Source organism: Corallococcus sp. AB032C, assembly GCF_003668935.1.
Classification (GTDB): domain Bacteria; phylum Myxococcota; class Myxococcia; order Myxococcales; family Myxococcaceae; genus Corallococcus; species Corallococcus exiguus.
This window is the reverse complement of the sequence record NZ_RAWP01000009.1, coordinates 60992-79224: the sequence shown is the minus strand read 5'-3', so window position 1 is coordinate 79224 and position 18233 is coordinate 60992. Positions and strand designations below refer to the sequence as shown.

Annotated in this window: 16 protein-coding genes; 11 read left to right on the top strand and 5 right to left on the bottom strand. The window is 69.7% G+C overall.

Annotated elements, in window-relative coordinates:
* The first annotated feature begins 28 nt into the window (after positions 1 to 28).
* Complete coding sequence (locus tag D7X99_RS05845; protein ID WP_121776859.1) at positions 29 to 1264, top strand: acetyl-CoA C-acetyltransferase; 1236 nt, start codon at positions 29 to 31, stop codon at positions 1262 to 1264.
* Positions 1265 to 1438: 174 nt separating this feature from the next.
* On the top strand, positions 1439 to 2740 hold the full coding sequence (locus D7X99_RS05840) for an MgtC/SapB family protein (RefSeq protein ID WP_121776858.1): 1302 nt from the start codon (positions 1439 to 1441) through the stop codon (positions 2738 to 2740).
* A 9-nt stretch (positions 2741 to 2749) separates the two neighbouring features.
* On the opposite strand, the gene D7X99_RS05835 is transcribed toward D7X99_RS05840, so the two are convergent.
* Positions 2750 to 3349, bottom strand: coding sequence for a TetR/AcrR family transcriptional regulator (locus tag D7X99_RS05835; protein WP_233613108.1), 600 nt, complete (start codon positions 3347 to 3349; stop codon positions 2750 to 2752).
* Positions 3350 to 3434: 85 nt separating this feature from the next.
* On the opposite strand from D7X99_RS05835, the gene D7X99_RS05830 reads away from it, so the two are divergent.
* The gene (locus tag D7X99_RS05830) at positions 3435 to 3869 is read left to right on the top strand and encodes a tautomerase family protein (protein WP_121776856.1); all 435 of its coding nucleotides are present in this window, start codon (positions 3435 to 3437) and stop codon (positions 3867 to 3869) included.
* Positions 3870 to 3917: 48 nt separating this feature from the next.
* Here D7X99_RS05830 and D7X99_RS05825 read toward each other — a convergent pair whose 3' ends face one another.
* Together D7X99_RS05825 and D7X99_RS05820 are read right to left on the bottom strand one after the other, a co-directional pair.
* Positions 3918 to 4835, bottom strand: a complete 918-nt coding sequence (locus D7X99_RS05825) for a hypothetical protein (protein ID WP_121776855.1) — start codon at positions 4833 to 4835, stop codon at positions 3918 to 3920.
* 98 nt (positions 4836 to 4933) lie between these two features.
* Positions 4934 to 7486 carry a LamG domain-containing protein gene (locus D7X99_RS05820; RefSeq protein WP_233613107.1) on the bottom strand — a complete coding sequence of 851 codons (2553 nt, stop codon included), beginning with the start codon at positions 7484 to 7486 and terminating at the stop codon, positions 4934 to 4936.
* A gap of 124 nt (positions 7487 to 7610) precedes the next feature.
* Here D7X99_RS05820 and D7X99_RS05815 point away from each other — a divergent pair, with 124 nt between their 5' ends.
* The 8 genes from D7X99_RS05815 to D7X99_RS05780 all read left to right on the top strand — a co-directional run bounded on the left by D7X99_RS05815 (position 7611) and on the right by D7X99_RS05780 (position 16911).
* Entirely contained in the window at positions 7611 to 8930 is a 1320-nt protein-coding gene (locus tag D7X99_RS05815; protein ID WP_121776853.1) for a family 16 glycosylhydrolase, read from the top strand.
* Positions 8931 to 8940: 10 nt separating this feature from the next.
* A complete protein-coding gene (locus tag D7X99_RS05810) occupies positions 8941 to 9687 on the top strand; it encodes a Type 1 glutamine amidotransferase-like domain-containing protein (protein ID WP_158626931.1) in 747 nt (248 codons plus the stop codon).
* 24 nt (positions 9688 to 9711) lie between these two features.
* Complete coding sequence (locus D7X99_RS05805; RefSeq protein WP_121776851.1) at positions 9712 to 10566, top strand: family 16 glycosylhydrolase; 855 nt, start codon at positions 9712 to 9714, stop codon at positions 10564 to 10566.
* Between the two features lie 74 nt (positions 10567 to 10640).
* Positions 10641 to 11678 (top strand): AAA family ATPase, encoded by a 1038-nt coding sequence (locus D7X99_RS05800; RefSeq protein WP_121776850.1) that lies wholly within the window; start codon positions 10641 to 10643, stop codon positions 11676 to 11678.
* A gap of 81 nt (positions 11679 to 11759) precedes the next feature.
* Positions 11760 to 13187, top strand: a complete 1428-nt coding sequence (locus D7X99_RS05795; RefSeq protein ID WP_121776849.1) for a hypothetical protein — start codon at positions 11760 to 11762, stop codon at positions 13185 to 13187.
* Positions 13177 to 13836, top strand: a complete 660-nt coding sequence (locus D7X99_RS05790; protein ID WP_233613102.1) for a hypothetical protein — start codon at positions 13177 to 13179, stop codon at positions 13834 to 13836. Before D7X99_RS05795 ends, D7X99_RS05790 begins: the two co-directional genes overlap by 11 nt.
* A 12-nt stretch (positions 13837 to 13848) precedes the next feature.
* Positions 13849 to 15387 (top strand): hypothetical protein, encoded by a 1539-nt coding sequence (locus D7X99_RS05785; RefSeq protein WP_121776848.1) that lies wholly within the window; start codon positions 13849 to 13851, stop codon positions 15385 to 15387.
* Between the two features lie 354 nt (positions 15388 to 15741).
* Positions 15742 to 16911, top strand: coding sequence for a FadR/GntR family transcriptional regulator (locus D7X99_RS05780; RefSeq protein ID WP_306465333.1), 1170 nt, complete (start codon positions 15742 to 15744; stop codon positions 16909 to 16911).
* On the opposite strand, the gene D7X99_RS05775 is transcribed toward D7X99_RS05780, so the two are convergent.
* Positions 16899 to 17183, bottom strand: a complete 285-nt coding sequence (locus D7X99_RS05775) for a hypothetical protein (protein WP_147454921.1) — start codon at positions 17181 to 17183, stop codon at positions 16899 to 16901. The two genes, D7X99_RS05780 and D7X99_RS05775, sit on opposite strands and share 13 nt — an antisense overlap.
* Positions 17184 to 17227: 44 nt before the next feature.
* Entirely contained in the window at positions 17228 to 18070 is an 843-nt protein-coding gene (locus D7X99_RS05770; protein WP_121776846.1) for a class I SAM-dependent methyltransferase, read from the bottom strand.
* Between the last annotated feature and the right edge of the window lie 163 nt (positions 18071 to 18233).

The following is an 18233-nucleotide window of genomic DNA, read 5'->3' as shown; positions in this document are numbered from 1 at the left end:
ATTACATTCGAAATCAAAGGAGCCGCACATGACCGCCAGCTACATCATCGACGCCGTCCGGACCCCGCGTGGACGCGGGAAGATGGGCAAGGGGGCTCTGACGGGACTGCATCCCCAGGAGCTTCTCGCGCAGACGCTCAACGCGCTCCAGCGACGCGGCGGCTGGGATGCTCGGGAGGTGGGTGACGTCATCGCGGGGTGCGTGTCGCAGGTGAATGAGCAGGGCGCGAACATCGCTCGCAACGCGGTGCTCGCGGCGGGGTGGCCGCAGGACGTGTCCGCCGTGTCGCTCAACCGCTTCTGCGGCTCCGGGCTCCAGGCGGTGAACTTCGGCGCCATGGGTGTCGCCTCCGGCGCCATGGACTTCGTGGTGGCGGGCGGCGTGGAGAGCATGTCGCACCTGTCGCTGGGCGCGGACGGCGGCGGCCAGGACGGCGGCAACGTGCGGTTGCGCGAGCGCGTCTACCAGGTGCCCCAGGGCATCAGCGCGGACCTCATCGCTACGCTGGAGGGCATCACCCGCGAGGACGTGGACGCGTGGGCCCTGCGCTCGCAGCGCCAGGCGGCCCGCGCCATCGAGGAGAACCGCTTCGCGAAGGCCCTCTTCGCGGTGAAGGACCCGGCCACCGGCGCCGTGCTGCTGGAGCGCGACGAGTACCCTCGCCCGGACACCACCGCGCAGGGACTGGCCGCGCTCAAGCCCGCGTTCGTCGCCATGGGTGGGACGGCCGTGGGCCCGAACGGCGAGACGCTGGATGGCGTCGCGCTTGCCGCGTATCCGCAAGCGAAGCGCATCCAGCACGTGCACACCGCGGGCAACTCCAGCGGCATCGTGGACGGGGCCGCGGTGGTGGCGCTGGCGTCCGAGCGCTACGTGAAGGAGAAGGGGCTCAAGCCCCGCGCCCGCATCCGCGCCATGGCGACGCTGGGCACCGAGCCGCTCCTCATGCTCACCGCCCCCGCGCCCGTGAGCGAGAAGGCCCTGCGCATGGCCGGCATGAAGGCCGGTGACATCGACCTGTGGGAAATCAATGAGGCCTTCGCCGCCGTGGTCCTCCAGACGACGCGCGCGCTGGGCATCGACCCGGACCGGGTGAACGTCAACGGCGGCTCCATCGCGCTGGGCCACCCGCTGGGCGCCACCGGCGCGATGCTCCTGGGCACCGCCCTGGACGAACTGGAGCGCACGGGCAAGCAGACGGCGCTCATCACCATGTGCATCGGCGGCGGCCAGGGCATCGCCACCATCATCGAGCGCGTGTAGCGCCTGGCGTCCGGCAGGCGGCCGCCCCCTCGCGAGCACCTCGCTGGCTCGCCGGGCGGACGCGTTGACAGGAGCCGTCGTCTTCGACATTAGGAAAGGTCGCTCCCGCAGGCACCGGGGCGCGCGGTCCAGTCGTCTTCGCTGGCCGTGAAGCCAGAGAGACTGGAGCGCCCCATGGATGCACCCCCAGAGCTGCCCTCCTTCCTTGCCCAGGCGTCGCACTGGCCCCTGGCGCCGGTGATGACCCGGGTGGGCCTGGCCATCGCCATTGGCCTCTTCATTGGCCTGGAGCGCGAGCACAGCCGCAAGACGGGCGTGCGCACGTTCGCGCTCACCGCGCTGATGGGCTGTCTGGGCGGGCTCACCGGTCAGTCCTTCGCGCTGGTGGCCGTGGGCTTCGTCACGCTGCTGGTGCTGCTGATGAACGGCCGGGAGCTGCTGCTCCACCGGCGTCTGGCGCTCACCACGTCCACCGCCCTGATGGTGGTGGCCTTCTGCGGCATCCTGTGCGGCATGGGCCACACGTTCACGCCCATCGTCGTGGGCGTGCTGACGGCGGCGCTGCTCGCCTGGAAGCAGTCCATCGCGGGTTTCGTGGGCGGCTTGTCCGACAAGGAGCTGCGCTCCGCCATCCTGCTCGCGGTGCTGACGTTCGTCGTGTTCCCCGTGCTGCCCGCGCACCCGGTGGATCCGTGGGGCCTCATCGAGCCCCAGTCCAACTGGGCCAGCGTCATCATCATCGCGGCGGTGGGCTTCGTGAACTACATGCTCCTGAAGACGCTGGGGCCCAAGGGCATGGAGGTCACCGCGTTCTTCGGCGGGCTGGTGAACAGCCGCAAGGTCATCGTGGAGCTGGCCACGCGCCTGAAGGAGGTGGGCGCGCCGCTGCTTCCTTCCGCCTACCGGGGCATCCTCCTGGCCACCGTCGCGATGCTGCTGCGCAACGGTCTCATCGTCATCATCTTCGCCTCGCAGGCCGCCGTGCACTGCGCCATCCCGTTCACCTTCATGCTGCTGGTGAGCGCGGTGCTGTGGCGCCGCTCTCCCGCGCAGGCCCCCACGGAGGGCACGCCCCGCCTGGCGTTGGAGTCGCCCTTCCGCCTGATGGCGGCCCTCAAGTTCGGCGGCGTGTTCCTGGCGCTCAACGTCGCGGGCGCGCTGGCGCAGCGCAACTTCGGATCCGCGAGCTTCTACTTCGTCAGCATCCTGGGGGGCTTCCTGTCGAGCGCTTCCTCCATCGCCTCCGCCGCCACGCTCATCAGCCACAATGAGATTTCCGCGGTCACGGGCGTCAACGGCGTCATCCTCTCCAGCCTCACCAGCATCGTGGTGAACATCCCGCTCATCCGGAGCATGGCGAAGGAGGCGTCCTTCCGGCGCCGCGTGTCCACCGCGCTGCTGGCCGTGGCGGTGGTAGGGCTGGTCGGCGTGGGGCTCAACCTGATGGTCTTCGAGACCCTCCTCCACCACACCTGAGGCCGGGCGTCAGTCGTCCACGAAGGACACCAGCGCATCGCGGATGGCGTCGAACGGCGCGATGTCTCGGCGGGCGCGGCAGAGGATCAACGCGCCCTCCACCGAGGCCAGGATGAGGGACGCCGCGCTGGCCGCCTTCGCCTTCGGCAGGCCCGCAGTGAGAAGCCGCGCATCCAGCTCGCGCTCCCAGGAAATGAAGACCTTCGCCGCGCGGGCGCCCAGCTCCGGGTGCGCGAGCCGCTCGTTCGCCACCGCCGCGATGGCGCAGCCCGCCTGACAGTCGGTCTTCACCAGCACCTTGCGCCAGGCCTCGAAGAAGCGCTGCACCACCTGCGCCGGGGTCGCGCCCTCCCCTTCGCGCAGCGCCGTGAGCACGCGCTCTCCCACCAGCGCGATGGCCTCCGCCGCGAGCGCGTCCTTCCCTTCCGGGAAGTGGTGGTAGATGGACCCCCGGGGCGCACCGCTGCGCTCGATGACCTCCGAGAACGACGTACCCGCAAGGCCCCGCTCGCTGAGCAGCGCCGCGGCCGCGTACACCATCCGCTCCCGCGGGGTCCTTTCGGACGCGGCCGCAGCCGCCTCCTCCTGCTTCTTCGTTCGCCTGGCCATCGGTCCCCATTGACTATGACGGGCGTCTTAATTAGTTCTGGGGCACGACTATGACAACCGTCATATCGAACGAGGACCCCTGCCCATGCCGATGATCGACATCACCGCTTCCGACGGACTCTTCTCCCCCGCGAACGAGGCCGTGCTGCTGCAGCGGGCGACGGACTGCCTCCTCCAGTGGGAGAAGGTGTCGGGCATCCCCTACGCGGTCGCGAACACCGGCGCGTTCCTGAACGTGCTGCCGAAGAGGCGAACCACGTCCGGCGGCAAGGGGGCGGGCGTGGTCCGCATCCAGGTGCTCACGCCCGCGAAGTCGCTGAGCCAGGAGCAGCGCTCGGGCATCGCCGCGGGCCTCACCGACATCGTGCGCGAGCTGGCCGACGACGCGGACATCCGCGAGCGCACCTGGGTGCTGTTCCACGAAGCCGTGGACGGTGGCTGGGGCATCGCGGGGAAGGCGTTCACCAACCCGGACCTCGTGGACGCGGTCCGCGCGAGCGCCATCGCCTCCCGCCGCTGAAGGCCCCCGCTGAGTCCACTTCAGCGGGAGCCTCCAAGGTCCTGACGCTCAGGGCGTGGGCGACACCTGGTAGGGCACCACGCGATAGCCCGCGTTGCCGGTGCCCAGCTGTCCTTCGCCGTTGAGGCCCCACGCCCACACAGCCCCGGAGGCGCGGCGCGCGAACGAGTGGTAGGTGCCCGCCGCGATGGCCGTCGCGTCGATGATGCCCGGCACCTGGGCCGGCGCGAGCTGATCATCGGTGAAGCCGTCCCCGAGCTGGCCGTTGCCGTTGTAGCCCCACGCCCACACCGTGCCGTCGGACTGGAGCGCAATCGTGTGCGCGCTCCCCGCCGAGATGGCCGTGCCACCCGTGAAGCCCAGCGCCTGCACGGGCGAGCGCCCCATGGAGCCACTGCCATCGCCCAGCTGCCCCCGGTAGTTGTCGCCCCACGCCCACACCGTGCCATCCGTCTTGAGCGCCACGCCGTGGCTGTTGCCCGCGGCCACGGAGGTGACGTCCCCGAGCCCGGGCACCAGGCCCGGCGTGGTCCGAGGCGGCCAATTCGAGCTCGAGCCGTCGCCCAGCTGTCCCAGGCCGTTGCTGCCCCAGGTCCACACGGCGCCGTCTGACTTCACGGCCAGCGAGTGCTCATTGCCCGCGGCGATGTCCACCACCACGCCGGTGAGCCCCGTCACCTTCACGGGAGCCAGTCGGTCCGTGGTGGTGTTGTTCCCCAGCTGGCCATACCGGTTGCGACCCCAGGCCCACACGGCGCCATCCGCCTGGAGCCCCAGCGAGTGCAGCCGCCCGGCCCCCACCACCGTCCACGTGGGCGCCGTCACGGCGGCCCGAGCCACGACCGGGTCCGCGGCCTCCTCCGCCGGAGCCGGAGCCACCGGGCCCGCGCAGCCCGAAAGCCAACCCAGACACAACACCAGCCCCAGAACGAAACCGTTCCGACCCGCGCCACGCACCGCTGACATGACATCCCCCGTGCAAGGAATTGGAATCAGACAGGCGCACCATGGCAGCAAAGCCTGTCTGATTCCAAACCCCGGGGGCCATCAGTCCACGCAATGCCTTACGGCTGGTACCGCCACGACGCCGTCGCGGCCGGCTGGAAGCAGTGCACGTGGGCCTTGGTGGCGCTGGGAATCTCCTGGACGACGCCAGCCCCATAGCCCTGCGTGCGGCACCACTGGCTCACCTCCAGGCGCGAGCCCGGGGCGGTGTAGTCGCCCAGGTTGGACACCGGCCCCAGCGTGGACTTCTCCACATCCGTCTGGAGCCCGGAGTTGAAGCAGCCCACCCACGGCCGGGACGTGACCTCGAACACCTGCCCCGTCGTCCAGCCCTGGCTGTTGCAGAAGCGGTGCGCGGCGGCGGTGCAGTGGGTGCTCGTCACGCCGCGCTCGTCGGTGCAGCCCGCGTGGATGCGCGTCAGCTCCTCGAACGTCACGGCCACGCTTTCATGCTGGATGGGTGCGCACGCCACCGTCAGGTCCGTCGCCGAGGACGACACCGGCACGCCCGCGAGCGAGATGGGCGGACGGTTGCTGACCAACTGCATGATGGTGTCCCAGGTGTTGGTGCTGTTCGCCATCGCGTCGCCCGCGCCCCGCTGCGCGCAGGCCCGGTGCATCGCGGACAGGCACGCCGCCGAGTTCAACGCGCTGGTGCCATTGCACGCCGGAGCCTGGGCGCTCATCACGAACTGGCCCGCGGAGGGCGTGTGCTGGATGGCCTCCTCGCGGCAGTTGGCGCCGTGCACGGTCATGCAGATGCTCCGGTTGGAGCGAGCGTGCGTGAAGATGCGCACCTCGTCGATGGCGCCCCGGAACGAGCCCTCGCCGTTCGCCGGGCAGCGCTGCGTGTCCAGGTTCGCGCCCGCGCCAATGTAGAGCGTCCCCGTGCCCAGCCGGGCCGTCCCCGGAGCGACGGGCAGCGTGCGGTTCGTGGGCACGCCGTTGAGGTACTCCTGGAAGACGCCGGTGGTGCCGTCCCACGTATAGGCCAGGTGGCTCCACTGCCCCACGGGCAGCACCGGGCCGCCACCCAGCCGCACGCGCTGGCCGTTGATGACGAGTGAGAACTGCGGCTGGTTGCTGGCCTCGTAGATGATGTCCAGCCCGCCAGATTTGTGCATCAGGTAGCGATAGGGATTGCCGGTGGTGCACCCCTGCTGGATGTCCGCGTCCGGCCGCACCGCGAATTCCACCGACAGGCCACGCACGAACGCGCCCACGCCGGGCACCGTGCTGGACGGATCCGCCAGGTTGACCGCGAGCGCGCTCCCGCCAGGAACCACCAGCGCCTTGCCCTTGCCGTGCGGCTGCCACAGCGAGTCCGGCGACGAGCGCGTCAGCGCGTTGCCCGGCGAAATGGATGCGCCCCCCACCAGCGTGCCCGTGAAGAAGCGGCCGGACAGGTCCGGCGTGCGCGTCAAATCGTACGCGCCCGCGCGCGTGACGAGCTCGTTCATGGGTAGGAAGAGCAGGTGAAAGGGGTCCATCAGCTCGCCCAGGTCCACCTCGTTGTAGTCGGCGGTGTTGCTGCCGAAGAGGGCCAGCACGTCATGCGTCTTGGTCACGGGCAGGTAGTGCGCGGCGTTGCTCTGTCCGGGCGGGAAGCTCTGTGACGGCAGGCGCTCCTGCTCGAAGTTCCACATGGGCCCCGAATAGAAGAGGTGCGCGATGTCCATGCGGTCCGTGTTGATGGCCCCGTCGATGTGGTACGCGGTCCAGTTCGTGTCCGCGCCCACCAGGCTCACTGCCTCACGTCGCGCGCCGTCCGTGTACGTGACGGCGATGTAGACGAGGTTGCGGCCCTCGTGGTCCACCCACGCGTAGGCGCCGCGCACGAGCGCGCCTGACGTCGTGTCACCGAAGTCCTCGCCCGTCGCCGCCTTCAGCCGCTTCCATGCCAGCGGGTAGCGCTTCACGCCGGCGTTCGTGTCGTTGAACATCATCGACAGGGGACGCGGGTTGCTCCAGCCCGTGGCCGCGCACGGCGTGGGGTTGTACGCGTACATCATGTGGTCGATGCCGCCGGTGTTCGCGGGCGCGCCCTGGTAGATGATCAACCGGCCGTCGGACGTCATCGTGGGCTCGATGCCGCGAATCGTGGCGCCGGTGACGGTGCGCAGCGTCTCCAGCGGACCGGTGCTGAACGACGCAATGTCCGCCGCCGTCGTGAAGGGCTGGGACACGCGGATGTCCGTCGTGCGCCGCCGGAAGACGTTGTCCCCGTTGAACATCATCGAGTCGAAGAGGAACGGCTGGTACACCGCGACGCCGCTCGACAGCGCGTAGGGCTGGGCGGGGTTGGTGAAGCAGAACGCCAGCGCGTTCTCCCCGTTGCGCACGGTCACCGTCTTCCCAGCGGAGAAGGTGCCCGCGAACGACGGCTTGCCCGCCGAGTCGTACGTCACCGCCTCCGGACGGAACACACGGGCAATCCACGTGGTCGTCGTGGTCGCGTGGTCCTCGCCGATGTTGCCCACGAAGATGCGCCCGTCCACCGTGGACGAGTGCCCGTTCGCCCCGAACGGCGTCCCGATGCGCGTGTTCACCAGCGACGGCCGGCCTTGCGCGAACACCGCCCCGGGCAAGCCCGCGAGCGCCGTCCCAAGCATGACACCCAGGGCCCCACTAAGTAACTTTTTCATGGAAATAAGGTTAAGCCATTTTACCTGCTCTGGTCTAAGTGGGGCGGGTCCCGGCTCCCTGTCGGAGCTGGACACACCTTCGAGGAAGACGATGGCGACGAGAGCCGGGAAGACGCTGTGGGCGCTGGCGGCGGTGCTGGGGCTGACGGCCTGTGGTGGGGGTTCCGCTCCCGCGCAGGACTCGATGCTGACGACGCCGGTGGTGGCGGAGCAGGAGCAGTCCGCCACGGCGGCGCCGCTGGGTCAGACGGTGTGGCTGAAGGCGTGCGCGACGCAGAAGTTCGTGTCGGCGGACCGGAACCTGGGGGCCACGGCGCCGCTTGTCGCCAACCGCGACAGTGCGCAGGGGTGGGAGCAGTTCCAGGTGGGTGACGCGGGCAACGACTTCATCTCGCTGCGCGTGGTGGAGACGGGCCTGTACGTGTCCGCGGATCCGAACGCGAGCGGTCAGGTGACGGGCTTCCGCACGGCGGTGGGCGACTGGGAGCGCTTCACCTGGGTGCCCTTCGCCGACGGCTCCGTGGGCCTGCGCGCCAAGAGCACCGGCCAGTACGTGTCCGCGGACGCGAACCAGGGTGCCAGCGCGCCGCTGTACGCCAACCGCGCCACGACCGGCTGCTGGGAGTCGTTCTCCTTTGGCGTCGTGGGCGGCGGCGGCGAGGACCGCTGGGTGCAGGTCTGGAGCGACGAGTTCGACGGCAACAGCGTCAACACGGCCAACTGGGCGCCCAACACGACCGTGCATGTGAACAGCGAGCAGCAGCAGTACACGAACTCCGGCGACAACATCTCCGTGAGCAACGGCACGCTGAAGCTCACCGCGCGCCTGCAGTGGAACAACGGCTACCCGTTCACCTCCGGCCGGCTGGAGAGCGCGGGCAAGCGCGAGTTCAGCCACGGCCGCGTCGAGGCGCGCATCAAGATGCCGGTGGGCGCGGGCCTGTGGCCGGCGTTCTGGATGCTGGGCAATGACATCAACTCCGTGGGCTGGCCCGCGTGTGGCGAGCTCGACATCATGGAGAACGTCGGCTACGGCGACTGGGTGTCCGGGGCGCTGCACGGCCCGGGCTACTCCGGCAACACGCCCATCAACGGCCGCTTCTACCCGTCGTCCAGCGTGAGCAACTGGCACGTGTACCGCACGGAGTACTCGTCCTCGGACATCAAGTGGTACATCGACGGGGCGCTGGTGAAGACCACGACGCGCGCGGAGGTGCTGCGCTACGGCGCGTGGGCCTACGACAAGCCGCTGTTCATCATCCTCAACCTCGCGGTGGGTGGCGGCTATCCCTTCGGCGTGAATGGCGCCTCGACGCCGTACTACGGCGTGCCGCAGTCCACGGTGGACCTGGTGCGCAACGCGCCGCAGACCATGGAAGTGGACTGGGTGCGCGCCTACCAGTGGCGGTAGGCTCAACGGCATGGCGCTTCCGCCCCTCCTCCTGCTGGCTGACAGCGCTCCGCTGTTCTGGCGCGTGGAGGGGCGCCCCTTCCTGGACTACGTGCGCGTACTCACCGGCGCGGAGTTGCGCGTGCCGCCGGTGAAGGCCGCGTACCTGGGCGCGTCCAACGGTGACGTGCCGGAGTTCTACGACATCTTCGTCGCGGCCATGGAGGGCATCGGGCTCACGCGCTGCCGGAGCATCCCGGCCGCGCCGTCCGGCGAGGACCTGGCGTGGCTGAAGGACGCCGACGTCATCCTGCTGGCGGGCGGAGACCCGCGCGTGGGATGGAACGCGTTCCAGGCCCACGGCGTGGACGCGATTCTCCGCGAGCGGCATCAGGCCGGCGCGGTGCTGATGGGCGTGTCCGCCGGGGCCATGCACCTGGGCCTGGGCGCGTGGTGTGAAGATTTGCCCGGCGAAGGCGAGCCCTTCCCGGTGCTGGGCCTGGCGCCCTACCTCATCGGCGTGCACGAGCCGCCCGAGTGGCCCGGCCTCAAGCTCGCCGTCCAACGCATGGGCTTGCCCACGCGGGCGTTGGGCATTCCGCAAGGGGGCGGCGTGCTCCTGCACGCGGACGGCAGCGTGGAGCCCGTGCGGCAGACCGTGGTGGACGTGACGGTGGACGCGGAGGGGCGGCTGCACGAATCGCTGCTCATGCCTCCGGCCACGCCGTACCGGGGCGAGTCCCCCGAAGCGCCGGTGGACCGGCGGACGCTCCAGTAGATGGCTCCCTTTCGAGGAACGACGATGGCGACGAGCACGTACAGGACGGTGACGGCGTGGGCGCTTGTGGCGGGGCTGATGGCGTGCGCGGGGGCACCGAAGCGCGCGGGAACAGTGGCGGGCGCGGCGGACGGCTGGGTCCAGGTGTGGAGTGACGAGTTCGACGGCACGGAGGTGGACGCGAGCAACTGGCGCATCCAGACCGACGTGCACGTGAACAACGAGCAGCAGCAGTACACGACGTCGCCGGACAACGTGTCGGTGAGCGGCGGCACGTTGAAGCTCACGGCGCGGATGCAGACGGCCAACGGATATCCATTCACGTCGGGCCGGGTGGAGAGCGCGGGCAAGCAGGAGTTCAAGCACGGCCGCGTCGAGGCGCGCATCAAGCTGCCGGTGGGCGTGGGACTCTGGCCGGCGTTCTGGATGCTGGGCGGAGACATCCACACGGCGGGGTGGCCGGCGTGCGGGGAACTCGACATCATGGAGAACGTTGGCTACGGCGACTGGGTGTCCGTCGCGTTGCATGGGCCGGGCTACAGCGGCAACACGCCCATCAACGGCCGCTTCTTTCCGCGCACGGCGGTGAGCGACTGGCACGAGTACGGAGTGGAGACGTCGCCGGAGGCCATCCACTGGTACATCGACGGGGAGCGCGTGAAGACGTCCACGCGTGAAGAAGTGGAACGCCACGGCGCGTGGGCCTACGACAAGCCCCTCTTCATCATCTTCAACTTCGCGGTGGGCGGCGGCTACCCGGAGGGCGTCAACAAGGCGAAGGAGCCGTACTTCGGCGTGCCTCAGGCCACCGCGGACCTGCTGCGCAATGCACCGCAGACCATGGAAGTGGACTGGGTGCGAGTCTCCGAAAAGCGCTGAGGCCTCCCTCCAACGGGGGATGGTTCGCACCGCGACCGGGTTCCTAGGGTGCTCCTCCTCGGGAGGAACAAGCCATGGCGGTCACGGTGGTGGTGGTGTCGGGGCCCATTGGCGCGGGGAAGACGACCCTCGCGCAGGGGCTCGCGCGGCGGTTCGGCGCGCTGCCTCTCCACTCGGAGGATTTCCTGCGGAAGCATGGCGGTGACGGTTCCCGGCTCGCGCGCCAGGAGTTGACCGTCGCGCTGGACCGCGAGACGGGAGGGCGCTGGCTGGCGGACGGAGTGCTCGCCGCGCTTCGGAGCCACGGCCTGAACGCCCCCAGGCTGATCATCGTGGATGCCGCGAGCAGCGAGGCACAGCTGGACTGCCTGCGCGGAAGCCCGGGGCTCCGCGTCGTGCACGTCCACCTGGAGACGCCGGAACAAGAGCAGGCCTTGCGCGACACGGAGCCAGACAGCTTCGAAGCGGCCTGGGCGCATCCCGCCGAGCGTGCGGTGCACGCGCTGGCCTCGCTGGCGGAGCTCGTGGTCGACACGGCGAGGACGCCACCCGGCGCCGTACTCGTGCGGGTGGCCAGCCGGCTCGGGCTGTATGGGCATCCCGGCGAACGGCTCGTGGACCTCATCGTCCCGGGGCGCCATGACGGTGTGGACACGCGGACCCTCACGGCACAGCTCGCGCCTCACTACGCCGTGCTGTTTCGACCGGGCGGGCCAGACCCAATGCCCTCACGCGAGGAACTGGAGGACGCCTTCGCCCGAGGTCACCGCGTGCTCGTCGAAAGCGCGGGACCCTCCGCCAGCGGCTGCATCCAGGCGGCGGGCCTCGCACCGGGGCGGGTGCGGCGGGTGGTCCTGGCGTGCCGCTCGGAAGGCCGCGCGTTCGACTGGGTGGGGCTGCGCGATGCCGCCTCCCTCAATGCCCCTACGGACCTGGCGCTCACGCTCGCGGGGGACCTGGCCGCGACCAACTGGGCCGCACGGCGCTTCGACCAGCTCACCGACGCGGCCCGTCACCACCTGGAGGAACTCGAGCGCGTCGCGGGTGCGCCCGTGTCCTTCCTCGCCCCCTCGCCGGAGGCCCGCCACCTCATCGAGCGGCGGCCCTGGTGAGACGGGCGCCCACGAATCGCCGAAACCTTTTCTGATTCTCCGGGTTGAGGTGTCCGTACAGCAACCGTTCCCGGAGCCCGCGTGCCCCTCCCCTCCCCAACCCCGAGCCGATGGCTGCTGGCCGGGCTGCTGCTGCTCGGGTTCGCGCCCCTGGCCGTGGCCATGCCCACCGGTCCTGGCACCTTCTGCGCCGAGTACCCCACCGCGCCCGCATGCCAGGGCACCCAGCCCGCCTGCACGTACTGCCACGTGGCCCCGCCCCAGCGGAACGGCTACGGCGCCGCGCTGGAGCCGCACCTCGCCCCCGGAAAGCCACGCCCCCTCTCCGACGCGGACTTCGCCGCCGCCCTCCCCGCCGCGCTGCGTTCCATCGCCACCGCGGACACCGACGGCGACGGCGCCCCCAACCAGTTCGAGGTCGAGCAGGGCTCGCTGCCCGGCGACGCCACCAGCGTTCCGCCCAGCGGCGTCTGCGGCGGCGGAGAGAACCCTCAGTTCAAGGTCTGCCAGTACGACCCACGCTTCGCGTACCGCCGCATGCTCAGCGACTTCTGCGGCACGTCCCCCACCTACGCCCAGGTGGTTTCCTTCCTGGAGCTGGGCAGCGCGGAGAAGCAGCGCGCCTTCATCGACCAGGAACTGGACCGCTGCCTCCAGTCCGACTTCTGGCGAGGCAAGCACGGGCAACTCTGGAAGGTGGCCCACCCGAAGATCCGCCCCGTCGGATCCATCAAGTCCGGCGAGGACGCGGGCATCATTCCCCTGGCGGACTACTACGACGACTACGCCCTCTTCGCCTGGTCCCAGACGGACGACCACGACGCGCGCGACGTCCTCACCGCCAGCTTCTACGTGAAGCGCTCGGGCTCGAGCCCCACCACGTACACCACCGCCAACAGCATCTCCTCCCAGTTCGTGGAGGCCTCGCGCCGCGCCGGCAACATGACGAGCGCGTGGACGCTGACTTCGTTCGTCATGTTCACCGCGCTGCCGCGCAACGCCGCTTCGCAGATGTACCGCGCGTACCTGGGCCTGGACATCGCGAAGCAGGAGGGCCTGCACAGCGTCCTCAACGAGCCGCGCGACTACGACGCCAAGGGCGTCCAGGCGCCCCAGTGCGCCGCGTGCCACGCGACGTTGGATCCGCTGTCGTATCCGTACCGCAACTACAACGGCCTGGGTGGGCTGCCCAACCGCTACATCCCCAACCGGCTGGAGCTGCTCTTCCCCAACGAAGCGGCCACGCTGAAGAACACGCCCGAACAGGGCGTCATCCTGGGCCAGCCCGTGAACAACCTCATGGAGTGGGCCCGGGTCGCCGCCAACAGCGACGCCTTCGCCATCTCCACCGTCACGGACTACTGGAAGCTGCTCGTCGGCCACGCGCCCCAGCCAGAGGAGAACGAAGAGTTCGTCCGCACCTGGCAGGCCTTCCGCACGACGCACGCGTACCGCGTGCAGAAGATGCTTCACGACCTCATCCGCACGGAGGCCTACGGTGCGCCCTGAACGCCTGCTGTTGACCTGTCTGCTGCTCACGGGCTGCTCCGACAAGCTCCCCCCCGCCGTCGACCTGGGACCGGACGCGAACCCCGGCGTGACGCCTGAATGGGACGGAGGCGTCGCGAAGTCCCAGAAGGGAAACCTGCGCTTCAAGGGCCCCGAGCGCCTGTCGCTCGACCTGGCCCAGGCGCTGGAGCTGCCCGTGACGTCCGTATGCAACGAACTGGGCCAGTACCCCTGCCAGACCGTGCACGGCGTGGCGCTGGGCGGCGTGGACCCCTATCAGCACAGCGTCTATGAGACCGCCTCCGTCACGGGCGCCACCACGCCCATCGCCGTGGAGCGCACCGTGCTCTCCGCCTGCAACGCGCGCATCGCGCTGGACGTGAACACGCCCGCCGCCGCGGTGGTGTTCAAGGACGTGGTCCTCACCGCGGACGGCAAGCTGGCGGACGCAACGAGCCCCGCTGTCGCCACGGCGGTGACGTCCCTGGTGCGCCGCGCGTGGCTGCGTGACCCGACCCAGGATGAGCGCGACACGCTGGTGCGGCTGTCCACCGACGTGCAGGCCACCGGCGCGGCCACGCCAGGGGTCGCGTGGATGCAGGCCGCGTGTCTCGCCGTCTTCTCTTCCGCCGAAGCCGTCTTCTACTGAGAAACCCTTCCCATGACCCTCAAGACCACGGGCCGGCTGTCGCGCCGGGAGATGCTGCGGGCACTGTCACTCTGCGCGGCGGGCACCACGCTCGCGCCCTTCCTCTCCGGCTGCCGGGACTCGCTCCAGACGCCCGAGTCACTGGAGAAGCTGGGCCGCAAGCGCGACGCACTCGACGGCAAGCCGAAGTTCCTCATCGTCATCGGGGCGGCGGGGGGCGCGTCCATCGTGGACAGCTTCCTCGCGGTACGCCAATCCGAGTCCTCCAACGCCGCCGCGTTCAACACGTTCCCGGACGCGCAGGTGCAGGGCGTGGCGGACAGTCCCTTCCGCGCGGTGAAGTACAGCAACTCGCGCCTGGGCAGCATCAACATCCCGGTCGACACTGATCAGTTGGCGTTCGTGAAGAAGCACGCGAGCGAGATGCTGGTGGCCACCTCCGTGGGCACGTCCGTGAATCACGGCATCGCGCAGAAGCGCTCGCTGACCGGCAACGGGGCGTGGCGGGGCCGCACGCTCCAGGAGGCCGTCGCGCTCCAGTGGGGAGGCGGAATACCGCTGCCCAACGTCAACATGGGCACGGGCGGCTACGCCGAGCGAGGCACCGACGACAGCCTGCCCCTGTCCTGCTTCGGGGAGCCCGTGGTCAACCCGTCCCTGTGGCCCCTGGGCCTGGATGGCTCGCGAGGCATCGCCGGAGCGCCGTCGAAGGACGTCATCGCGTTGGCGCGGAGCACGCGGGACGCCCTGGACCAGAAGTCCATCTTCGGCCGCACCTTCCAGGACAGCGGCGCGCTGAAGCGCTGGAGCGAACAGCGCGGCGTGCAGCAGCCGAAGCTGGAGGCCCTGGACCTCATCACGAAGCTCAATGTCCTGCCGAACCTGCCGTCCATTCCCCTGTCGAAGTATGGGCTGGAGAGCTCACCGGACGGGGCGCGGCTGCGAGAGGTGTTCCCCGGCTTCTTCACGGATCCCGTGCAGGGCCAGGCGGCGCTCGCGTTCCTGCTGCTCAAGTACCGGGTGTCCGTGTCGGTGACGCTGGGGCCGGACTTCAACGTCGCGGTGGGCGGGCCCAATGGCATCGCCAATCCGCCGCTCGCGTTCGACATCAGCCACAACGACCACCGGGGCGGACAGGCCTTCATGTGGGCGCGCATCCTGTCCACGGTGGACTCGCTGATCACGCTGCTCAAGGCGGAGCCATTCGACGCGAACTCAGGCGAGTCCATGTGGGACCGCACGCTCATCTACGTGGCCACGGAATTCGGCCGCACGCGTCCGCGTCCCTCCGGCGCCACGGAGTTCGGTTCGGGCCACGACCTCAACAACGGCTTCCTGCTGCTGTCGCCCATGGTGAAGGGCAACACCGTGCTGGGAGGCGTGGAGCCGAACACCACCCTCACCTACGGCTTCGACGCGCGCACCGGCGAGCGCCAACCGGGCAAGGTGACCTCCAACGAGCCGGACATCTTCTCCGGAGTCCTCACCGCCATGGGCGCGGACCTGAGCGGCAGCGGCCTGCCCGACGCCAGCGCATTCAAGCGAACCTGAAGCCTCCCCGATCCGGAGCCTCCCGAACTGGGGAAGACACCAGAAGCGCGGACCCATCAGGTCGCCAGCGTTCCGAAAGCAAACCTGCCCCCACTCCTCCGCGAAAACGCGCTCATCACCAAGCGCAGCGGTGAACCGCGAGGTCTTGTGTAGCCGGAAGCCAGACTTGGGCCACGGACGGAGGCGCCCGCCCGGGCCCGGTTGCCTGAAAACCTGTCCGACAGTCGGACAGGTTTTTCTCCGACCGGGCCCGGAGGGTGCCCCCCTGGCTGGCAATGAGAAGGGTGGTCCCGCACGTCCATGTCAGACCCCTGTGGTTGGATGGCGATGCTGGGACGAGGAAGGGGAATGGGGATGGAGCGGCGAGGACTCGTGGCCTATGTGGAGGCGCAAATCGAGCGCGACATCGCGCTGGGGCGGCTGCACCCGAGCGGGCGATTCGGCTCCGAAGCGAAGCTGGCGCGCCGCTATGAGGTGTGCCGGGGCACCATCCGCGAGGCGCTGCGGCGGCTGGCGGCGCGAGGCCTGGTGGTGCAGCGCTCCGGCCGCAAGACGCGCGCGGTGCCGCTGGATGAGTCGCTGACGCTGGAGAACCTGGGCCTGGCGCTGCATGACGCGAGCAACCCGGATGCGCGGTGGCTTCTGGAGGGCTGCTTCAGCCTCAAGCGGCAGGCGCTGGTGGAGTTGCTGGCCGACTGCTGCGCGAGAGCCTCGGACCTCGACCTGGACCGGCTGGGGAGCACGTGCTACCGGCTCCAGGACGCGGCGCGCTGGGAGTCGGGGGAAGTCTGCGCGCGAGCGGAATTCGAATTGCTTCGGCATGCGGCGCGGGTGGCGGCACGTCCCGGGCACGTGCTCCTCGTTCAGTCCCTGCAGCGGGCATTCCTGGGAGGAGCCGCCCAACTGCTGCCGCTCATGGGCGGAGGGGCGCTGCACGAGTGGGCCATCCGCGTGATGGAGATTCTGAACGAGCGCGACGTGCAGGCACTTCAGCATGAGCTGCCAGCACTGCTGAAAGCGCGCGATGAGCACGTGCTGAAAGCCTTCGCTCCCGTCCCCATGAAGCCTGCTTCCCCCGAGGCCCCATGCGCCCAGGAGGGCCTCGTCGGTGCGCCCGTGGCAGCCACTGGGATGGAGGACGCGCCGGAGGTACGCCCTTCTGCCGAAGAGCGGAGCCCCGGTTGCCTTGAACCGGCCTCCGAGGACACCGAGGCGCTCGGGGTTGCGCCGTGCCCTCAGGTGCAGTCCCTCTCCGTGGCTACGGCCAGCGAGCCACTGCTGTCTCCAGCAGCTCCGGGGCCTACTCCCTCTGAGATTGATGGAGCGCGCGCCGAGAGAATGGTGATGGGCTCGGCCTTGGGCAACCTGTCCGGCGGTCGGACAGATGGGGACGGTTCGTCTCCGGAGAGCGGCCTCCCGCGGATCGACGCTTCAGCCACCGGCCCTTGTGGACCACCCTGCGCAAGCCTTGCTTGCGCGCAGGATGGGTCAACGCGCCTCGGGCCTCCTGATCAGCCGCCGTAGCAGTTCAGGGTCGAGCCGCCACAGTAGCTGGAGCCGGAGTTGCTCCAGGAGCCCGCCGAGTTGGTGCAGATCTGGTTCTGCCGGCGCTCCAACGTGGGCGTGCAGCAGCCCACCTTGATGGTGCGCGTCTGGCCGGGGATGCAGCCTGCCTGCGCGGACACCTCCTGCGTGTCCTCCTGCACCGGTGCACCCTCCTCCGGCGCCTCCACGCCACAGCCCACGGTCCCCAGCAGGCAGCCCACCAGCAACAGTCCCCGCTTCAGCGTTTTCATGTGTCGCTCCCGGTTGTCGTGCTTCACGGCGGCCGGGGACGCTATCAGGGACTTCCGTCTTCACCAGGATGCACGGGATTACCCGAGCCCGGCAGTAGGGCCCACAACACCGTGGCGTTGGGCCGGGAGGGCTCCGGGGTGATGCCCAGCTTCTTGAAGTCCTTCGAGTAGCGCGAGCCCTTCAACACCACCACCCGGCGTGCCACGCGCCGGGCCTCGTCCACCGTCTCGCGCGTCAACGGCGAGTAGTTCGCGTGACGGCGCAGCGCCTCGAACGCGGCGGAGGACTTGCGCTCGCGCTCGAACATCGGGTCGAAGAGCACCACGTCAAACGCGCCGTCCGGCAGCATGCGCAGAAACTCCGCCGCGTCCGCGTACACCGCGCTCACCGCGCAGGCGGCCGGGTGGCGCTCGAGCCCCTTGAGCCCGTGCCGCACCAGGAGATACAGCGCCGGACTCTTCTCCAGCGCGATGACGCTTCCGCCCGGCCCCACCAGCCGCGCCGCCACCTGCGCATCCGCGCCCAGGCCCAGCGTGCAGTCCAACACGCGCTCCCCTTCGCGCAGGCCCGCGACTCGCACGAGCTGGTCCTCCATCACGCCCGCGTCCAGCTGCTTCACTCGCAGGTGCGCCAGCCCCGGTGAGAAGCGCAGCGTCCCTTCCGCGTCCACCAGCGACACCGCCGTGGACTCGAAGACAATGAGCGCGTCCGCCATGTCGGCGAGCAGCTTCTTCAGTGGCAGCTTGTGGTGGCGCTCCACATACGGCACGCCCACCGCCTCCGCCGCACTCCGCGCACGCTGTGCGAGCGATGCATCCACCCGGTCCGACGTGGTGACCACCAACGGCTGGCGGGAGGAAGACGGGGTTTCTGACGGAAGGGACATGGGCCGCGCAGACTACCCCGCGCGCAAGCCGTCCCTCCGGGGACATGCCCTTGTCCACCGCCCGTCACCCCACATACCCCCGGGCCGCATGGCCCCACCCGGCGCCCCTTCTTACTTCTTCAACATCACGCGGGGATGTCACGGAAACCGCGTTCATACGGCC